The organism is Saccharothrix sp. AJ9571 (genome assembly GCF_021725495.1).
GTDB classification, from domain to species: Bacteria; Actinomycetota; Actinomycetes; order Mycobacteriales; family Pseudonocardiaceae; genus Amycolatopsis; species Amycolatopsis magusensis.
In genome coordinates this window covers 5,202,956-5,218,593 of sequence record NZ_CP091382.1, presented here as the reverse complement: position 1 = coordinate 5,218,593, position 15,638 = coordinate 5,202,956, and the positions used below count along the sequence as shown (strand labels likewise).

The window sequence follows — 15,638 nt, the reverse complement described above, 5'->3', positions numbered from 1 at the left end:
GGGAAAGTCCACACACCGTCCACCATCGTCCACGCCGGTCTTCCTAGTCTGATCCCGTGCGAGGATTCGGAAAGAAACTGACAGCACTGTTCACCGGCATCTTTCTGACCACCGGTCTCCTGTGGCCGGTGGCCACGGCGGGAGCCGCGCCCACCTGGCCGGCCCCCACCGGGCAGGTCAGCGTGGACGGCACGATCTCGGTGCCGTCCAGTGGCCTCGACGGCGGTATGCGCCGGTACTGCTGCATCGGCGACGGCGGCCAGGAAGAGGACCAGGACCCGATGTTCCTGCTCGCGCCGGGCGCGACGCTGCAGAACGTGATCATCGGCGGTCCCGCCGGGGACGGCGTGCACTGCTCGGGCGCGTGCACGCTGCGCAACGTGTGGTGGGAGGACGTGGGCGAGGACGCGGCCACCTTCCGCGGCAGCGGTGACCCCGCCTTCCTGGTCGACGGCGGCGGCGCCCGGTCGGCGAGCGACAAGGTGTTCCAGCACAACGGTTCCGGCACGCTCACCGTGCAGGGCTTCCAGGCGAGCGGCTTCAGCACGTTCTACCGGTCCTGCGGCAACTGCTCGACCCAGTACCAGCGCGACGTGGTGTTCCGCGACCTCACGCTGACGCGGCCGGGCAACCGGATCGCCGGGGTCAACACGAACTACGGCGACACCGCCCGGTTCGACGACATCACCATCGTCGGCGATCCCGGGCGGGACATGGTGATCTGCCAGAAGTACCTCGGCAACGACGACGGCGACGAGCCGGAGGAGGTGGGCAGCGGGCCGGACAGCACCCACTGCCTCTACTCCCCCGACGACCTCAACTACGAGTAGCGAGGCGTTCGCGCCACCGGACGAACGCGGTGACGAGTTCGGCGGGTGCTCCGGCTTCACGCAGCCGGGGCACCTGGTCGTCGATGTAGTACCGGTAGAGCGGGAGCAAACCCGCCGCCAGCAAGGGATCCGCCTCGGCGGGGTCCAGCGGGTGTCCCGCCCGGACCTGCTCGGCCAGCCGGACCAGCGCCGCCGCGGGCGCCTCCGGCTGGGCGAGGTACCAGGCGATCGCCTCGTCGTTGCGGGCGGCACGGCCGGTGGTTTCCCGGTTCGTGTAAAGGAAACGCACCGGGAACAACACGGCTTTGGTGAACCACACGAGGTCCTTCAGCAACCGGCGCGGCTCGTGGAACTCCGCGACCACCTCGTCCGTCGCCAGCACGCCGACGGCGAACTCGGCGCCCTCCAGCAGTACCTCCTCTGTGGAGGGTCGTGCCACCTGTGCGGCGACATCTTCGCCGAACAGGAGTTCACTGTGGACGGCCAGCTCCAGCCGGTCGATGGCGGGGAACCGGCCGTCGTCGCGACCCCCGCGCAACGCCGGCAGCGAACCCCAGAACACGGAAACCTTGCGCTGCAAGGCTCCTCGCTCACGCAGGGACTCGCTCGTGGCCTGGAAGGCCGTCGCGTCACCCTCCCGGCTGTCGGTGAGGACGAGGGCGAGGTCGATGTCGCTGACGGCCGCGGAATAACCGCCGTACGACAGGCTGCCGAGCAGGTAGGCGGCAGCCAGCCGTCCGTCGAAGGTTTCGGCGTAGGCACGGGCGCTTTCCAGCGCGACGGCCCTCGCCGCCTGTTCCGGGGTGGTCATACGGCGACGAGACCGCTGTCCTGCCGGGCGCATTCGGCGATGCGATCGGACACCACGCCGATGACCTGCCACGCGCGGTCCAGCACGGCGATCAGGTCTTCGGCGTTCCAGTCGCTGCGCCGGCGCAGCACCCGGTACCCCATTTCGAGGTGCTCGACATCGGCTTCGTCGTGCAGTTCGAAGTACGGGTCGTCGGGGAACGCGCGGGTGCCCGCCTGGCTCAGCACCAGGCTTCCCGCCTCGAGCGCGAGGTGCGCGAGCACGGTGCGCTGGATGCTCGGCAGCACGGCGAACTGGTCGACGAACCACGAGGCACCGGCTTCGATGACCGGGTCCCAGACCACGCGCGTGTCCTCGGCGCGGGTCCTGGCCAGGATGGCGTCGTGGCCGACTTCTTCCTGCTGGTGCTCCAAAGCGAGGGCCCGCTGCTCCGGGTCGGTCTCGAAGGTGACCCGGGCGCTGATCATCCGCTGGAAGGCGTTGGACCACGGCTGCAGGTAGGTCAGCACGGCCCGTTTGGTCGACTCGGGGGTGTTCTCGTCGGCCAGCAGGCGGATCAGCGGCGAGGCCGCGTATTCCTGTTGCCGCTGCTCGTTGTAACGGGCGATGCGATCGACGTCCTGGCTCACGATCGGCTCCTTCTGGTGGCGGTGCGCGAGATCATCTTTCCGTGGAAGCGGCTCAGGATCAACGGCCGGGAACGGGCCGGTCGTAGACGGGGAACCGGAAGTAGGTGGTGACGTCGGCCCGCCTGCCGGCGGCCCGGTAGCTCACCAGTTCCAGCAGCCCCCGGCTGCCCTCCAGCGGCCCGGCCGCCAACGCGCTGGTCAGCGCCCGGAACCCGGCCGGATCCACGCCCTCACGGCGAAGCAGCGCGGCGGTGCGGTCCGCGGCTTCGCGGTCGTCGGCGGCCAGGTCGGCCATCCGGAGATAGGTGGTGCATTCGTCCGGTTGGTCCAGACCAGCACGGAAAGCCAGGCAGCTCAACGCCGCTTCGCCCGCATCGGTCCGCACGCCGGCGAGCGTACGGTAGGCGGCCAGCGCGCTCGCCGGATCATGGCGCCGCGCCACCGAAGCGACGCGGTTCACCTCGGCGAGGTCGGCGTTGTGGTTGCGGTAGTACAGCTTCACCCTGGCGTCGGCGCCGTCGGCCAGGTCCACGGCGAAGAACTCGATCTCGCGCTGCCCCTCGGCGCCTTCCACCCGCGCACGGGCGTGCTCCCACGCGGCCGCCATACCCAGCTGGCGCATGGCCGCGTCCACCGCGGCATAGCGTTCCTCGTGCGGCCAGGTGTACAGGCCGAAGTATGTCTTGTGGACGATCGGCGCGGGCGGACGCCAGGCGAGCGAATGCCACAGCGGCGCGGACGACGGACGGCCTGCGTGCGTGGTGAAGACGTCGTGGATCCGCCCCCACCGGCGGTTCACCGCCGACGAACCGGACAGTGACACCTGCGACCCCGCAACGGAAATCAGCTCCCGGCGGAACCATGCCTCGTCGCCGAGGCAGTCGAACAGCACCCGCAGTTCAGGGTGCGTTCCGGACCAGTTCACCGACATCTCGGCCGGAAACCCGTCCCCCGCAACGTAGGACGGCGGTTCAGGGGCGAAACCGATGCGCTTGTCCGCCCAGCCGGGCAGCGACTCACGGAGCACGGCCGCGCTCCGGGCGGTCTCCGCCGCCGGTACGCCGAGCGCGGTGCAGGCGGTGGCCCACAGTCCACACAGGAACTCGCCGAACAGCTGGTCGTTCGAGGGATAGCTCCCGTTTTCCCTTACCTGATCGGACATCCACGGAGAGCCAGTGATCACGCGGCCGATGCTAGCACTTAGGTGAGAGTTCAACTGTATTCCTGAACCCGGGTGGACTAGTCAATTGGGCCATGTGGGTTGATCAAGACTCGACCCGGGGAAGCCGGGCACCCACCGTCACCGGCAGCCGGGGGACGGCTGCCGGTGCCGCGGAAACCGTTGCGCCGCAGGTCAGACCGAGGCGGGCACCGCCGCGGTCATCGCGTGCTTGACCAGGCGGATGAGCGCGAGCTTGCTGGAGTCGCGGTCGCGTGCGTCACACATGACGATCGGCACGCGGTCCGGTACGACCACTGCCTCACGGATCTCCTCGGCGGTGTAGCGCGGGGCGTTGTCGAAGCAGTTCACCGCCACGATGAACGGGATCTTCCGCCGCTCGAAGAAGTCGATGGCGGCGAAGCTGGTCTCCAGCCGCCGGGTGTCGACGAGCACGATGGTGCCGATCGCGCCGCGCGCCAGGTCGTCCCACATGAACCAGAAGCGCGACTGCCCCGGCGTGCCGAACAGGTACAGCACGTGGCGCGGCGAGATGGAGATCCGGCCGAAGTCGAGCGCGACGGTGGTGGTGTGCTTGCGCTCCACACCGGACAGGTCGTCCACGCCCGCGCTCGCCTCGGTCAGCACCTCCTCGGTGGTCAGCGGCGGGATTTCGCTGACCGAGCCGACCATCGTGGTCTTCCCCGCCCCGAACCCGCCGGCGATGATGATCTTGACCGGGGTGGGGACCGAATCCCCGGCGTTGTCAGTATTTGATGAGGCCATCGAGAACCGCCTGGAGTGTTTCGAGGTTCGGCGCCTGCGCCGCGTTATGGGTGGGGGCCCGCATGATCACCAGGCCGCGTTCGATCAGGTCGCCGCAGAGCACGCGCACGACCCCGAGCGGGACCTTGACGTAGACCGCGATCTCGGCCAGTGACACCGGATGGCGGCACAGGCGCAGGATCTCCTGGTGCTCCGGGCCCAGCCCGGCCGGTTCCTGCTCCGTGCGCAGGGTCATCACCTGGGTGGAGAGGTCGAGCCTGCCGTTCTCGTCGGGGGTCCGGCCGCTGGTGATCGTGTACGGCCGGACCAGCGGCCCCGCGGCCTCGTCGTACCAGCTTTCGCCCTCGCTCACGTACCCTCCCGGAACGCGTGCGCGGTTTCGCGCGGCGCGGCCGCCAGGTAGTCACCGACGCGCTTGACCAGCCGGTTCATCTCGTAGGCGATCATCTCGACGTCCACGTTCTCCCCGGCCAGCACGGCGAGGCAGGCGCCCTGGCCCGCCGCCGAGACGAAGAGGTAGCCCAGCTCCATCTCGATCATGTTCTGCAGCACCGCGCCGCGGGCGAACTGCCTGCTCACCCCCTTGGCCAGGCTCTGGAGGCTGGACGCGATGGCCGAAAGCTGGTCCGAGTCGTCCTTGCTCATCCCGGCCGACTTGCCGATCAACAGCCCGTCGGCGGACAGCACGATGGCGTTCTGCGCGCCGACGACGCGGTTCACCACGTCGTCGAGCAGCCAGTTGAGATCGGGTTTGCCGTTCCCGTACTCGTTCATGCGGATAGACCTTGACTTTCCTCAAGTGGACGTTGCCGTGTGCTGTCGGGGACTACTGGTCGTCGGCCACGTCGCGGCCGCGGCGGGTTCCCTTGTGGAACGCCGCCAGCGAACGCGCGGTGCTTTCCCCCGGAACAACGTCGTTCCGGCCGTCCTCGGCGGGCTCGTCCTCGAGCTGGGCGACGAGGTTCTGCTGGGGTTCACGCCGCGGCAGCCGCGGCCGGTCGTCCGGCTGCCCGGGTGGTGGCTCGGGCGGGGCGGCGGCACGGGGTGCCTCCGCCGCCGGTGGCGGGGTGAACAGGGAATCGGGTGGGGTGAGCGCGCGGGCCGGGTACGGCCGCGGCTTGGCATCTCGCTTCATGGGGATCTGACCGGTGAACGAGCTGGGCGGGTCGGCGGGCGGCACCGCCGGCTTGGACGGGGCGGGGACGTGGGTTTCCGTCGCGTGCGAGGCCGTCGTGTGTGAGGACGCCGCGTGTGAGGACCCTGCGTGCGAAGACGTCGCGTGCGAGGCCGTCGTGTGTGAGGACCCTGCGTGCGAAGACGAAGCGCCCACCTGCGCAAGCACCGGGGCGTGCTGGAGCGCGGCGGCCTCGCCCTCCCCGTTCTGGTCGGCGTCCTGCTTGCCTGCCAGGTACTGGGTCGGGATGAGCACGGTGGCGCGCAGGCCGCCGTAGCGCGACGGGTCGAAGGTGACGGTGATGCCGAGCTTGGCGGCCAGGCGCGCGACCACGAACAGGCCGAGGCTGGAGTCCGCGCGCAGCGCCATCGCGTCGAACTCGGGTGCCTCCGCCATCATCTCGTTGGCCCACTGGCGAACGCTTTCCTTCATGCCGAGGCCCTGGTCCGACACGTCGACCACGACGCCGCGGGCGACCACGCGGCTGGTCACCTCGACCGGCGAACCGGGCGGTGAGAACGAGGTCGCGTTGTCGACCAGCTCGGCGATCAGGTGGATGGTGTCGGCCACCGCGGCGCCGATGATGGCCACGTCGGCCACCTGCTCGACCTGGACCCGGGAGTACTGCTCGGTTTCCGAGACCGCCGCGCGCAGCACCTCCATCAGCGCCACGGGCTTGCGCCAGCGCCTGCCGGGCTGCTTGCCGCCGAGGATGATCAGGTTCTCGGTGGTGCGGCGGGCGCGGGCGGCGAGGTGGTCGAGCTGGAACAGCGAGGCCAGCTGCGTCGAGTTCTCCTCGCGGTTTTCCATCTCGTCGAGGATCTGCAGCTGCTGGTGGACCAGGACCTGGTTGCGGTGGGCGATGCCGAGGAACACGTTGTGCACACCGCTGCGTGCCTTCGCCTCGCTGGCCGCGGCGTTGACGGCGGTGAGCTGCGCGGCGTTGAACGCCTCGGCCACCTGGCCGATCTCGTCCCGGCCGTGGTCGAGCTGCGGCAGCTCCTGCTCGACGTCGACGGGTTCGCCGTTCTTCAGCCGCTCCACGATGCGGGGCAGGCGGTTGCGGGCGAGGTCGAGCGAGTCGTTGCGCAGCCGCGCGAGGCGCGTCATCAGCGCGCGGTCGACGAGCGAGCGGGACACCCGCACCGCGACGATGATCGCCGCGAGCGAGGCGAACAGCGCCAGGACACTGCCGATGATCGCGTTGCGCAGCTGGGCGTCACCGGAGTCGATCGCCGCACCGGAGACCTTGTCGGCCTGTTCGATGGCGAGGTCGTTGAGGCGCTGGGCGACCTGCTCGGTCGCGCTCTGCCAGTCGCTTTCGGTCACCGGCACGGTGTTCTGCCCGGATCCGGCCCACGGACCGCGCTTGACCAGCGCATCCTCCGCTTCGATGAGCTGCTTCCACGCCGGGCTCGTGACCAGCGCCTGGTACTTGCCGCGGACCTCGGGGTCGAGGAAGGGCTCGACCTGGGCGAGCTGCATCCGGTACGAACCGGACAGCCGGGTGAACTGGACGAAGTCGTCCGGCGCGAAGGAACCGGCGGCGAACGCGGTGGAGACGAGCGAGGTCTCCCGCGACATCAGGTCGCTGGCGCGGAAGACCGTGGTCGCCGTGACACCGCCGTGCGCGGCCTCGGCGTCCGGCACGATCCGGGCCTGGGTGTCGAACAGGTTCGACGCGGAGTCCAGCACGCCGTTGTAGTAGTCGTTGACCTGCGCGCGGTCGATGCTGCGGAAGTTGATCTGCGAGCGCAGCACGGGCAGCTGGTCGAACTGGCCCTTCAGCGCGTTGACCTTGGCCGCGACCTCGTCCGGGGCGCTGGAGATCGTCGACGCGAACGCGGCCTGCAGCACCACGAGCTTCTCGTCGGTGGCCTTCTGCTGCTCCAGCAGCCGGGTCTGGCCCACCACCGGGTCGTCCAGGTACTGCAGCGCGGTCTGGCGTTCCTTCTGGACCGCGGCGAGCGTGGTGGCCGCGGGGATGGACACCTCGCGCACCGACGCCGCGACCAGGCGGACGTAAAGACCGTTGATGAAGAAGTACGAGGACACCGCGGTCCAGAGGACCAGCAGGGTGACGCTCGGAATGAGAACGGTCCTGGTCAGCCTTTTCCGGATCGACTTGTCATACGGTTTGTCGGACTCTTCTTTGCTCTGCACGGGGATTCACGAACTCCTGAAATGACAGTCGACTACCGCGGAACAGACAGGGTCCGTTTTTTACCATGAATCACCCCGGCGTGTTCATGCGCCTCCACCGTGCGACGGGAGACCTTCCCCAGGTCCACCCATGATCACCGAGCGCCATGCCGCCCTCACACCCATTTCCCGAGGTTACGGCGCCGGATGGCAACCACCCCGAAAATGACTGGGCCGAGTGGGTGAATGTCAAGGTGTTTCAGACCACTTTCTCCCCAGCCTCGCCGCCATGTCCCCGTACCACCAACCCTCGTTGAACATTGCGCAAATCGGCAGATACCAGCAGTTTCCCGACCCCTTGAATCCCCCACCACCCCCATCCGGTAAGCCCCATAAACAGATCCCCACGTTCAGCCCCCGACCCCCACACCCGAACCCCACGCTCAGACACCCGAACCCCACGTTCGCGCAGCCGAACCCCACACTCGTGCAGCCGAGACCCGCACTCCCGCAGACGAGTCCCGCACCCAGGCAGCTGAACCCCACGTTCGCGCAGGCGAGTTCCGCACTCCCGCAAGCGAGACCCACACTCGTGCAGGCGAGTCCCGCGCTCACGCACCCGAACCCCGCGTTCGCGCAGCCGAAACCCACGTTCGCGCGGCCGAGTTCCGCATTGAGGCAGCCGAGGCGGCAGGCAGCCCGAAGCCGCGCGTAGCCGAAGGGCAGGCATCCCGGCGCTCAGCGGGACAACCGGGATGGACCCCGGCAAGCGGAAGCCGAGCGGCAGGAGTCAGGAGGCGAAGGTGATCTCCTTCGCGGCCACAGCAGCAGCCTTACGACCCGGAGCGGCGTGGTAGCCCCAGTACAGGTTCGTGTGGGCGATGACCTGCGCCGGCGGCGGGGCGCCGTACGCGGTCAGGTCTTCCGTGGTGTGACCATCGGCGACGAGGGTGGCGTCATAACCCCGGACGACGGCGCCGTGCAGCGTGGACCGGATGCAGACATCGGTCGAAGCGCCCGCGACCACGAGGTGTCCGGCACGCAGGCCTCCCAGCACGGTCTCCAGCTCGGTCTCTTCGAACGAATCGGGGTAGTGCTTCTGCACCACCGGCTCCCGCTCCCCCGGCACCAGCTCCGGCACGATCCGCCAGCCCTCGCTGCCCCGCTCGATCTCCTCATCGGAGTGCTGCACCCAGACGACGGGCACCCGCGCGGCCCGCGCCCGCTCGACCAGCTCGCCGATGTTCGCCACGACGGCATCGCGCTCGTGCGCCTTCGCCACGACGACGTTCTGCACGTCGATCACCACGAGCGCGGTGTTCGGGCGGTTCGAGAGTGTGGTCATGCGCCGACCCTAGCCCCGCCCACCGACAATCCTCACCCAGGACCGAAGGCGACCGCTTGCGGCAGCGGACCTTCGGCATCCCGCGGGTCCGCGGGCATGCCGAGCGTCGGCGCCAGGCGCCGCCACGCCCGCGGGTGCCGCGCCCGGTAGTCCACCAGCAACCGCAGCGTTTCGTCCGCGTCGAGGTAGCGGTGCCGCGGGGCAGGCCAGCGGGTTCGCCCGCTCTCGATCAGGTAGGCCGGGGCGACGCGCAGGTTGCGCAGCCAGTCCGCCCGCGCACCCCAGCCCGCGACGACCACGATCTCCCCCGGCCCGTACCGGACGACCTCCAGCACCACTTCCCGCAGCCGCCCCGACTTCCGTCCGATGTGGACCAGGTGCACCAGGCGGTGCCCGAAGAGGAAACCCAGGTGCGCCCGGTAAGCGAGCAGGGGCGCGCGGAGCAGGGCTCGCAGAAGGCCACGAGGCGGCCGGGCGGTCAGGGTCACCCCGCCACGGTACACAGTTGCACTGTGCAACGCTTTCCCGACAAACTGGACACCATGGGGAGTCCACCGGCGGCCGACGCCGTCACCGATGCCGTGCTGACCGCGTCCCGCCTGCTGGTCGCGGTCTCCGTGCGCTCACTGGCCGCCATCGACGAAGCCGTCACGCTGCCCCAGTTCCGCCTCCTGGTGGTGCTGGACACCCGCGGCCCGCTCAAGCACGCCACGCTCGCCGAGCACCTCGGGGTGAACCCGTCGACCGCCAACCGCATGGTCAACCGGCTGGTCACGGCCGGCATGGTGGACCGGCGGACGAGCCCGGAGTCGCGCCGCGAAATCGTGCTCTCGCTGACCGCGTCCGGCACCCGGGTGGTCCGCCGGGTCACCGCCCGCCGCCGGGCGGAGATCGCGGAGATCGTCGCCGAGATGCCCGCCACCCACCGCCAGGGCCTGGTCGACGCGCTGACCGCCTTCGCCGCCGCCGGTGGCGAACCACCGGTCCACGCCCAGTTCGACGGCATCTGGCCGGGAGCTCAGTAACCGACGCCGAAGTGCCGTTCGTTCCCCGGTTCCTCGAGTTCGTCGAGCACCGCGACAGCGAGGTCTTCGGCGGAGATGCGGGACGAGCCGTCCGGCGCGGTGACGAGGACGGTGCCACCACGGCGATACACGCCCAGGCGCGAACCGGGTTCGAGCAACGCGGGCGGGCTCAGGTAGACCCAGTCGGCCGCATGCGCCTCGCAGACCCGGAGTTGCGCGACGCTCGCGGCGGCGATGGTCCGGTACCGCGCCGGGACGTACCGCGGATCGTCGACCACGAGCCCGTCCGTATCTGTCCTCAGTGGACCCGCACCGCCGACGAACAGGATGCGCCTGCCCGCGGCCACGGCGGCGTCGAGCAACGCGATGGTGGTGGGACCGACCGTGTCCTCGTGCCCTTCGCGCGGGCGGGTCGCCCCGACGACCGCGTCCACCGCACGGAACAACCCGGTGATCCGGTCGCGGTCGACGGCGTCCGCCCGCACCGGCAGCACCCCGGAAGGCAACGGCGGCACCGTTCCGCGGTGGACCGCGGTCACCTCGTGCCCGCGCCGCACCGCCTCCGCGACGACCCGCGAACCGGCCATGCCCGCCGCACCGACAACGGCGATCTTCATCGGACGATCCTTCCTGCGGGGAGTTGCCCCGCCACCATCGCGGCGAGTGCCAGCGCGAAGCCGGCGAGTTGCACCGGACCGAGGTCCTGGCCGAGCACGAGCACGCCGAGCACCGCGGCGACCATCGGGGAGAGCAGGCCCAGCACCGCGACCGAGGTGACCGGCAGCAGGCCGATGCCGCGGAACCACAGCACGTACGCCAGCAGGCCGCCGACCAGTCCGAGCCAGAGGTACCCGGCCACCGCGGGCAGGTCGATCACCGGTGGCGCGCCTTCGAAGACCAACGTGACGGGCACCAGGAACACCCCGCCCGCGGTCAGTTGCCAGCCCGCGAGCGTGGCCGGGCCGACCCCGGTGGGCCTGCCCCAGCGCTTGGTCAGCGTGACGCCGAGCGCCATGCCGAGCGCCCCGGTGAGCCCGGCGAGCACGCCGACCAGGTCGAACCCCGCGGCGGGGCCGAGCACCACCATGCCGACCCCGGCCACCCCGGCCAGTCCCCAGGCGAACCTGACCGCGGACGGGCGCTCGTGCAGCACCCCGACCGCCAGCGCCGCGACCACGAGTGGTTGCGCCGCACCGAGGGTGGCCGCGACGCCGCCGGGTAATCGTTCCGCGGCGAGGAAGAGCAACGGGAAGAACAAGCCCATGTTGAGCACTCCGAGCACCGCCGCCCGCCACCACCATTCACCGCGCGGCAGCGTCCGGGCGATGGCCAGCGCGATCAGCCCGGCGGGCAGCGCGCGCATCAGGCTCGCGAACAACGGGTGGCCGCTGGGCAGCAGTTCCGTGGTGACGACATAGGTGGTGCCCCAGACCGCGGGAGCGAAGGCGGTCGCCGCCGTGCGGGAGAACGTGCTGGTGGATGTCCAAGTAGTCACCGGATCAGTGTCGGCTGACCAGCAACCATGAGTCCAATACATGTTTGTCAACGGATCGATCGTGAACCAAGATAGATCCGTGGAACTCCAGCACCTGAGGTACGTGGTCGCCGTCGCCGAGACGAACAGCTTCACCCGCGGCGCCGAGCGCTGCTTCGTCGCGCAGTCCGCGCTCAGCCACCAGATCGCCCGCCTGGAACGGGAACTGGGCGCGAAGTTGTTCGACCGCACGAGCCGCCGCGTGCGGTTGACCGCGGCCGGGGCGGCGTTCCTGCCCGCCGCGCGGCAGTGCCTCGACGCCGCCGAACGCGCGGTCGCCGAAGTCGCCGCGGCCATCGGCGAAGTGCGCGGGCGGCTGACGGTCGGCGCCATCCCCACCGTCGCCGCGGTGGACATCCCCCTGGCACTGCACGAGTTCCACCAGCGCTACCCGCAGGTGCGCGTCGGCCTGCGGTCCGGTGCCAGCGAAGAACTCGTCGAGCAGGTGAAGGAGGGCGTCATCGAGATCGCCTTCCTCGGGCTGCCCACCACCGCCCGGCCGGAGGGTGTGCACGCCCGTGAACTGGCCAGGGACCGCCTCGTCGCCGTGACCTCGCCGGACCACCCGCTCGCCGGCGAGTCCGAAGTGGACCTGCGCCGCCTGACCGAGGAGACCTTCGTGGACTTCCCGGCCGGGACGGCGGGCCGCCTGCAGTCCGACCAGGCCTTCGCCGCGGCCGGACTGGTCCGCGAAGTCGCCTTCGAGGTCACGGCCGCGCCGGACTTCATGGCCAAGATCATCCGCCAGGGCCTGGCGGTGTGCATGCTGCCCCCGGCCTACGCGGCCCAGCTCGCCGGAGTCGCGACCATTCCGGTGCGCGACGCCCCAGGCCGTGTCGAATACCTGGTGTGGAGCCGATCCGGCCTCAGCCCGGCGGCGAGCGCCTTCCTGGAAGCGCTCGGCGATTCCCCTGCATGAGGCCGGCGACCCAGGGACGACACGGACAGCGGGTGCGGGAGGAACCTAGCGCGGCAGCTTCACCACGGTGACGAAGAAGTCGTCGATTTGGCGGACGACCTCGACGAAGCGCTCGAAGTCGACCGGCTTGGTGACGTAGGCGTTGGCGTGCAGGTCGTAGCTGCGCAGGATGTCCTCTTCGGCCTCGGAAGTGGTCAGCACCACCACCGGGATGCTGCGCAGTTCCGGCTGGGCCTTGATCTCGGCGAGCACCTCGCGCCCGTCCTTCTTCGGCAGGTTGAGGTCGAGCAGGATCAGGCCGGGACGCGGGGCGTCGGGGTGGGTGCCGGTGCGGCGCAGGAAGTCCAGCGCCTCGACCCCGTCGCTGACCACGTGCAGCGTGTTGCGGATCTTGTGGTGCTCGAAGGCTTCCTGCGTCATCAGCACATCGCCGGGGTCGTCCTCGACCAGCAGGATGTCGATCGGCGCCAGTGATTCGGTCACGGTGTCTCACTTTCTGCGGTCGTCGCCGCGGGCTCTTCCCCGGGTGCCGGGACCGGTTCGACCGGCAGGGTGAAGCGGAAGCGGGTGTGCCCGGCGGGCGCCTCGGTGTCCAGCCAGATGCGGCCACCGTGGTGATCGACGATCTTGCGGCACATCGCCAGCCCGATGCCGGTGCCCGGGTAGGCGCTCTTCGGGTGCAGCCGCTGGAAGATCGCGAAGATCCGGTCGGCGTACTCCGGTTCGATGCCGATCCCGTTGTCGGTGACCGAGAACGTCCAGTCGTCCCCGGTCCGCTCTGCCTCGATCCGGATCTCCGGCGGCTGCTCGCCGCGGAACTTCAGCGCGTTGCTGAGCAGGTTCTGGAAGACCCCGGTGAGCAGGCTGGTCTCGCCGTGCACCACCGGCAGCTCGCCGTGGGTGATCGTCGCGCCGGTCTCCTCGACGACCGTCTCCAGGTTGCGCACCGCCTGCTTGACCAGCTTCTCGGCGTCGATCTCGGCGCTCTCACCGGTTTTGCGGCCGACCCTGGAGAACGCCAGCAGGTCGTTGATCAGCGCCTGCATCCGGCGCGCGCCGTCCACCGCGAACTCGATGTACTGGTCGCCGCGCTCGTCGAGCTGCCCCTGGTAGCGGCGCTGCAGCAGCTGGCAGAAGCTGGCCACCTTGCGCAGCGGCTCCTGCAGGTCGTGCGAGGCGACGTAGGCGAACTGCTCGAGGTCCGAATTGGACCGCTGCAGCTCGTCCCTGGCGCGCTGCAGCTCGGCCAGTTCGGCGACGATCCGCCGGCGCATGTCCTCCACGTCGGCGCCCAGCTGGACCAGTTCACGCGGCCCGCTGACGCTGACCTGGCGGTGCAGGTCGTCCTCGGTGACCGCCCTGACCTCGGTGGCCAGCGTCTGCAGCGGGCGCGCGATCGCCCGGCGGAAACCCAGGTAGAGCGCGGTGAACAGGGCGATCAGCAGGACCGCCACCACGGCCAGCACCGACTGCAGGAAGGTGGCCGTGGTGTTCAGATCGGCCCGTGCCTCGGCCCGCGCGGTGGTGTAGTGGCCGCGCTGCACGTCGAGGACCTGGCGGACGCCGTCGAAGTAGGCCTTGCTCAGCTCCACCTGCTGCGCGCCGATCTGCGGGGCGCCGGGCGCGGTCCAGGACTCGGCCATCCGCTGCCACTCCCCCGCCCGCTCCAGCACGGCGTCGAGGTCCGCGCCGGCCACCGTGCCGGGCTGGGCACCGGCGTCGCGCAGCTGCGTCACCGCACGCGCCTGCTCGGCCTGGCCCTGCGTGTAGGGCGCGTAGAAGCGCCGGTCGCCGGTGAGCAGGTAGCCCCGGACGCCGGTCTCCTGGTTCAGCAGGGCCGAGGTCAGCATCTGCGCCCCGGTCAGCCCCGGGTCGATCTCGTCGACCAGGCGGACGCGGGCCTGGTCCAGGTTGCCCAGCGCCAGGACCCCGGCGACGATCACGCCGACCAGCAGAGCGGTGGTGATCGAGGCCAGCAGGGTCAGCCAGCGGCGGATCGGCCAGCTGGTCGCGGCCCGGCGGCGCAGTTGTTCCGTGGTTTCCGTGCTCATGCCGCCTCCTGGTGGGTGAGCAGCACCACCGCCACGTCGTCGTCGAGCGGGCCGCTGTTGCGGCTTTCGACCTCGGCGATCAACGTGTCGAGCACCTCGGCCGGGTCGTCCCGCCAGTCCGGCCGCGCGCGGAGCAGGTCGACGAACAGCGCGGTCATGTCCTCCTGCCCGAGCAGTTCCACCCCGTTCCCGCTGCGGCCCTCGAAGATGCCGTCGGTGCACAGCAACAGGGTCCAGCCGGGTTCGAGGTCGATCTCGGCGGCTTCCCAGCGGGCGTCGGGCAGCACGCCGAGCGGTACGCCGAGCCGGTCGACCGGCAGCAGGTCCGCGCCGGCGCCGCTGAGCAGCAGCGGGGGCGGGTGACCGGCGAGGCGCATCCGCACCGACCGGCGGTCCGGGGCCACCGAAAGCGCGCACACGGTGGCGAAGTGGTTGTGGATCCGTTCGTGCATCAGCACCTGCTGGACGGTGGCCAGCACCTCGTCCTGCGGGAGCCCGGCGAGCACCAGTGAACGCCAGGCGATGCGCAGCGCGACACCGAGCGCCGCCTCGTCGGGGCCGTGGCCGGAGACGTCGCCGATGAGCACGTGCAGGGTGCCGTCGGTCAGTTCGACCGCGTCGTAGAAGTCGCCGCCGAGCAGTGCGCCGTCCCGGCCGGGCCGGTAGCGGGCGACCAGCGAGAGTTCGTCGGAGGCCAGCAGCGGGGTGGGCAGCAGGCCGCGCTCCAGGCGCGTGTACTCGCTGGCCAGCAACTGCTGTTCGCGAAGGGACTGTTCGACCTGCTCGGCGCGCTTGCGCTCCCAGGCGTACCGCAGCGCCTTGCTCAGCAGGGGCCCGTCGACCTGGTTCTTGACCAGGTAGTCCTGGGCACCGGCGGCGACCGCGGCCTGGCCGGTGCGCTCGTCGGCGCGGCCGGTCAGCACCACCACCGCGGTGCCGGGCGCGGCCCGGCGGATCCGGGCCACCGAGTCGAGGCCCATCGCGTCGGGCAGGGCGAGGTCGAGCAGCACGCAGTCCGCGCGGATCGGGGTGGCCAGCGCCTCGGCGAGGGTGACCACCCGTTGCAGGGTGGTCGGCTCCAGCGCGTCGGCGAGCATCTCCTCCACCAGCAGCGCGTCGCCGTCGTCGTCTTCGATCAACAGCACGCTCATCCGGTAACCCACGGACAGCCGCGGCAGTGGACCTGCCTGTTCAGGCGAGTGAGCCGAGCCCATCCACCCTCCGAATCCGCCG

At 70.4% G+C, this 15,638-nt stretch carries 17 protein-coding genes; 3 read left to right on the top strand and 14 right to left on the bottom strand.

All coding sequences use genetic code 11. From position 1 onward, the window contains the following. Positions 1-56: 56 nt before the first annotated feature. Positions 57-830 (top strand): pectate lyase, encoded by a 774-nt coding sequence (locus tag L3Q67_RS24140; RefSeq protein ID WP_499183745.1) that lies wholly within the window; start codon positions 57-59, stop codon positions 828-830. Here L3Q67_RS24140 and L3Q67_RS24135 read toward each other — a convergent pair. From L3Q67_RS24135 to L3Q67_RS24095, 9 genes are all read right to left on the bottom strand, one after another. Next, the gene (locus L3Q67_RS24135) at positions 817-1,641 is read right to left on the bottom strand and encodes a hypothetical protein (RefSeq protein ID WP_499183744.1); all 825 of its coding nucleotides are present in this window, start codon (positions 1,639-1,641) and stop codon (positions 817-819) included. The two genes, L3Q67_RS24140 and L3Q67_RS24135, sit on opposite strands and share 14 nt — an antisense overlap. Next, the gene (locus tag L3Q67_RS24130; RefSeq protein ID WP_499183743.1) at positions 1,638-2,270 is read right to left on the bottom strand and encodes a hypothetical protein; all 633 of its coding nucleotides are present in this window, start codon (positions 2,268-2,270) and stop codon (positions 1,638-1,640) included. Before L3Q67_RS24130 ends, L3Q67_RS24135 begins: the two co-directional genes overlap by 4 nt. 58 nt (positions 2,271-2,328) lie before the next feature. Continuing rightward, a complete protein-coding gene (locus L3Q67_RS24125) occupies positions 2,329-3,453 on the bottom strand; it encodes a hypothetical protein (RefSeq protein ID WP_499183742.1) in 1,125 nt (374 codons plus the stop codon). A 171-nt stretch (positions 3,454-3,624) separates the two neighbouring features. Further along, positions 3,625-4,215, bottom strand: a complete 591-nt coding sequence (locus tag L3Q67_RS24120) for a GTP-binding protein (RefSeq protein WP_499183741.1) — start codon at positions 4,213-4,215, stop codon at positions 3,625-3,627. Further along, entirely contained in the window at positions 4,196-4,567 is a 372-nt protein-coding gene (locus L3Q67_RS24115) for a DUF742 domain-containing protein (protein ID WP_499183740.1), read from the bottom strand. The genes L3Q67_RS24120 and L3Q67_RS24115 overlap by 20 nt, the downstream gene beginning before the upstream one ends. Beyond that, complete coding sequence (locus tag L3Q67_RS24110; protein WP_209668578.1) at positions 4,564-4,989, bottom strand: roadblock/LC7 domain-containing protein; 426 nt, start codon at positions 4,987-4,989, stop codon at positions 4,564-4,566. The genes L3Q67_RS24115 and L3Q67_RS24110 overlap by 4 nt, the downstream gene beginning before the upstream one ends. A gap of 52 nt (positions 4,990-5,041) precedes the next feature. After that, positions 5,042-7,552, bottom strand: coding sequence for a sensor histidine kinase (locus L3Q67_RS24105; RefSeq protein WP_499183739.1), 2,511 nt, complete (start codon positions 7,550-7,552; stop codon positions 5,042-5,044). A 769-nt stretch (positions 7,553-8,321) separates the two neighbouring features. Further along, entirely contained in the window at positions 8,322-8,876 is a 555-nt protein-coding gene (locus L3Q67_RS24100; protein ID WP_499183738.1) for a cysteine hydrolase family protein, read from the bottom strand. A gap of 32 nt (positions 8,877-8,908) precedes the next feature. Beyond that, positions 8,909-9,364 carry a PNPOx family protein gene (locus L3Q67_RS24095; RefSeq protein WP_499183737.1) on the bottom strand — a complete coding sequence of 152 codons (456 nt, stop codon included), beginning with the start codon at positions 9,362-9,364 and terminating at the stop codon, positions 8,909-8,911. 54 nt (positions 9,365-9,418) lie between these two features. Between L3Q67_RS24095 and L3Q67_RS24090 the strand changes: the two genes are divergently transcribed. After that, on the top strand, positions 9,419-9,901 hold the full coding sequence (locus L3Q67_RS24090) for a MarR family winged helix-turn-helix transcriptional regulator (RefSeq protein WP_499183736.1): 483 nt from the start codon (positions 9,419-9,421) through the stop codon (positions 9,899-9,901). Here L3Q67_RS24090 and L3Q67_RS24085 read toward each other — a convergent pair. Together L3Q67_RS24085 and L3Q67_RS24080 are read right to left on the bottom strand one after the other, a co-directional pair. Next, positions 9,895-10,518 carry an NAD(P)-dependent oxidoreductase gene (locus L3Q67_RS24085; RefSeq protein ID WP_499183735.1) on the bottom strand — a complete coding sequence of 208 codons (624 nt, stop codon included), beginning with the start codon at positions 10,516-10,518 and terminating at the stop codon, positions 9,895-9,897. The two genes, L3Q67_RS24090 and L3Q67_RS24085, sit on opposite strands and share 7 nt — an antisense overlap. Continuing rightward, positions 10,515-11,396: an EamA/DMT transporter family protein gene (locus L3Q67_RS24080; protein ID WP_499183734.1), complete on the bottom strand. Its 882-nt coding sequence runs from the start codon at positions 11,394-11,396 to the stop codon at positions 10,515-10,517. The genes L3Q67_RS24085 and L3Q67_RS24080 overlap by 4 nt, the downstream gene beginning before the upstream one ends. Positions 11,397-11,475: 79 nt before the next feature. Here L3Q67_RS24080 and L3Q67_RS24075 point away from each other — a divergent pair, with 79 nt between their 5' ends. Then, on the top strand, positions 11,476-12,354 hold the full coding sequence (locus L3Q67_RS24075) for a LysR family transcriptional regulator (RefSeq protein WP_499183733.1): 879 nt from the start codon (positions 11,476-11,478) through the stop codon (positions 12,352-12,354). Between the two features lie 45 nt (positions 12,355-12,399). On the opposite strand, the gene L3Q67_RS24070 is transcribed toward L3Q67_RS24075, so the two are convergent. Genes L3Q67_RS24070 through L3Q67_RS24060 form a run of 3 tightly spaced genes read right to left on the bottom strand, consistent with a single transcriptional unit; the run spans position 12,400 to position 15,556 of the window. Beyond that, on the bottom strand, positions 12,400-12,837 hold the full coding sequence (locus tag L3Q67_RS24070) for a response regulator (RefSeq protein ID WP_499183732.1): 438 nt from the start codon (positions 12,835-12,837) through the stop codon (positions 12,400-12,402). Continuing rightward, complete coding sequence (locus tag L3Q67_RS24065) at positions 12,834-14,405, bottom strand: sensor histidine kinase (RefSeq protein ID WP_499183731.1); 1,572 nt, start codon at positions 14,403-14,405, stop codon at positions 12,834-12,836. The genes L3Q67_RS24070 and L3Q67_RS24065 overlap by 4 nt, the downstream gene beginning before the upstream one ends. After that, on the bottom strand, positions 14,402-15,556 hold the full coding sequence (locus tag L3Q67_RS24060) for a PP2C family protein-serine/threonine phosphatase (RefSeq protein ID WP_499183730.1): 1,155 nt from the start codon (positions 15,554-15,556) through the stop codon (positions 14,402-14,404). Before L3Q67_RS24060 ends, L3Q67_RS24065 begins: the two co-directional genes overlap by 4 nt. Positions 15,557-15,638: the final 82 nt, after the last annotated feature.

Excerpts from the sequence above, each read along its gene's own strand:
- L3Q67_RS24135 (WP_499183744.1), bottom strand. The coding sequence starts at position 1,641 with ATGACCACCCCGGAACAGGCGGCGAGGGCCGTCGCGCTGGAAAGCGCC.
- L3Q67_RS24120 (WP_499183741.1), bottom strand. The coding sequence starts at position 4,215 with ATGGCCTCATCAAATACTGACAACGCCGGGGATTCGGTCCCCACCCCG.
- L3Q67_RS24110 (WP_209668578.1), bottom strand. The coding sequence starts at position 4,989 with ATGAACGAGTACGGGAACGGCAAACCCGATCTCAACTGGCTGCTCGAC.
- L3Q67_RS24100 (WP_499183738.1), bottom strand. The coding sequence starts at position 8,876 with ATGACCACACTCTCGAACCGCCCGAACACCGCGCTCGTGGTGATCGAC.
- L3Q67_RS24090 (WP_499183736.1), top strand. The coding sequence starts at position 9,419 with ATGGGGAGTCCACCGGCGGCCGACGCCGTCACCGATGCCGTGCTGACC.
- L3Q67_RS24085 (WP_499183735.1), bottom strand. The coding sequence starts at position 10,518 with ATGAAGATCGCCGTTGTCGGTGCGGCGGGCATGGCCGGTTCGCGGGTC.
- L3Q67_RS24065 (WP_499183731.1), bottom strand. The coding sequence starts at position 14,405 with ATGAGCACGGAAACCACGGAACAACTGCGCCGCCGGGCCGCGACCAGC.
- L3Q67_RS24060 (WP_499183730.1), bottom strand. The coding sequence starts at position 15,556 with ATGAGCGTGCTGTTGATCGAAGACGACGACGGCGACGCGCTGCTGGTG.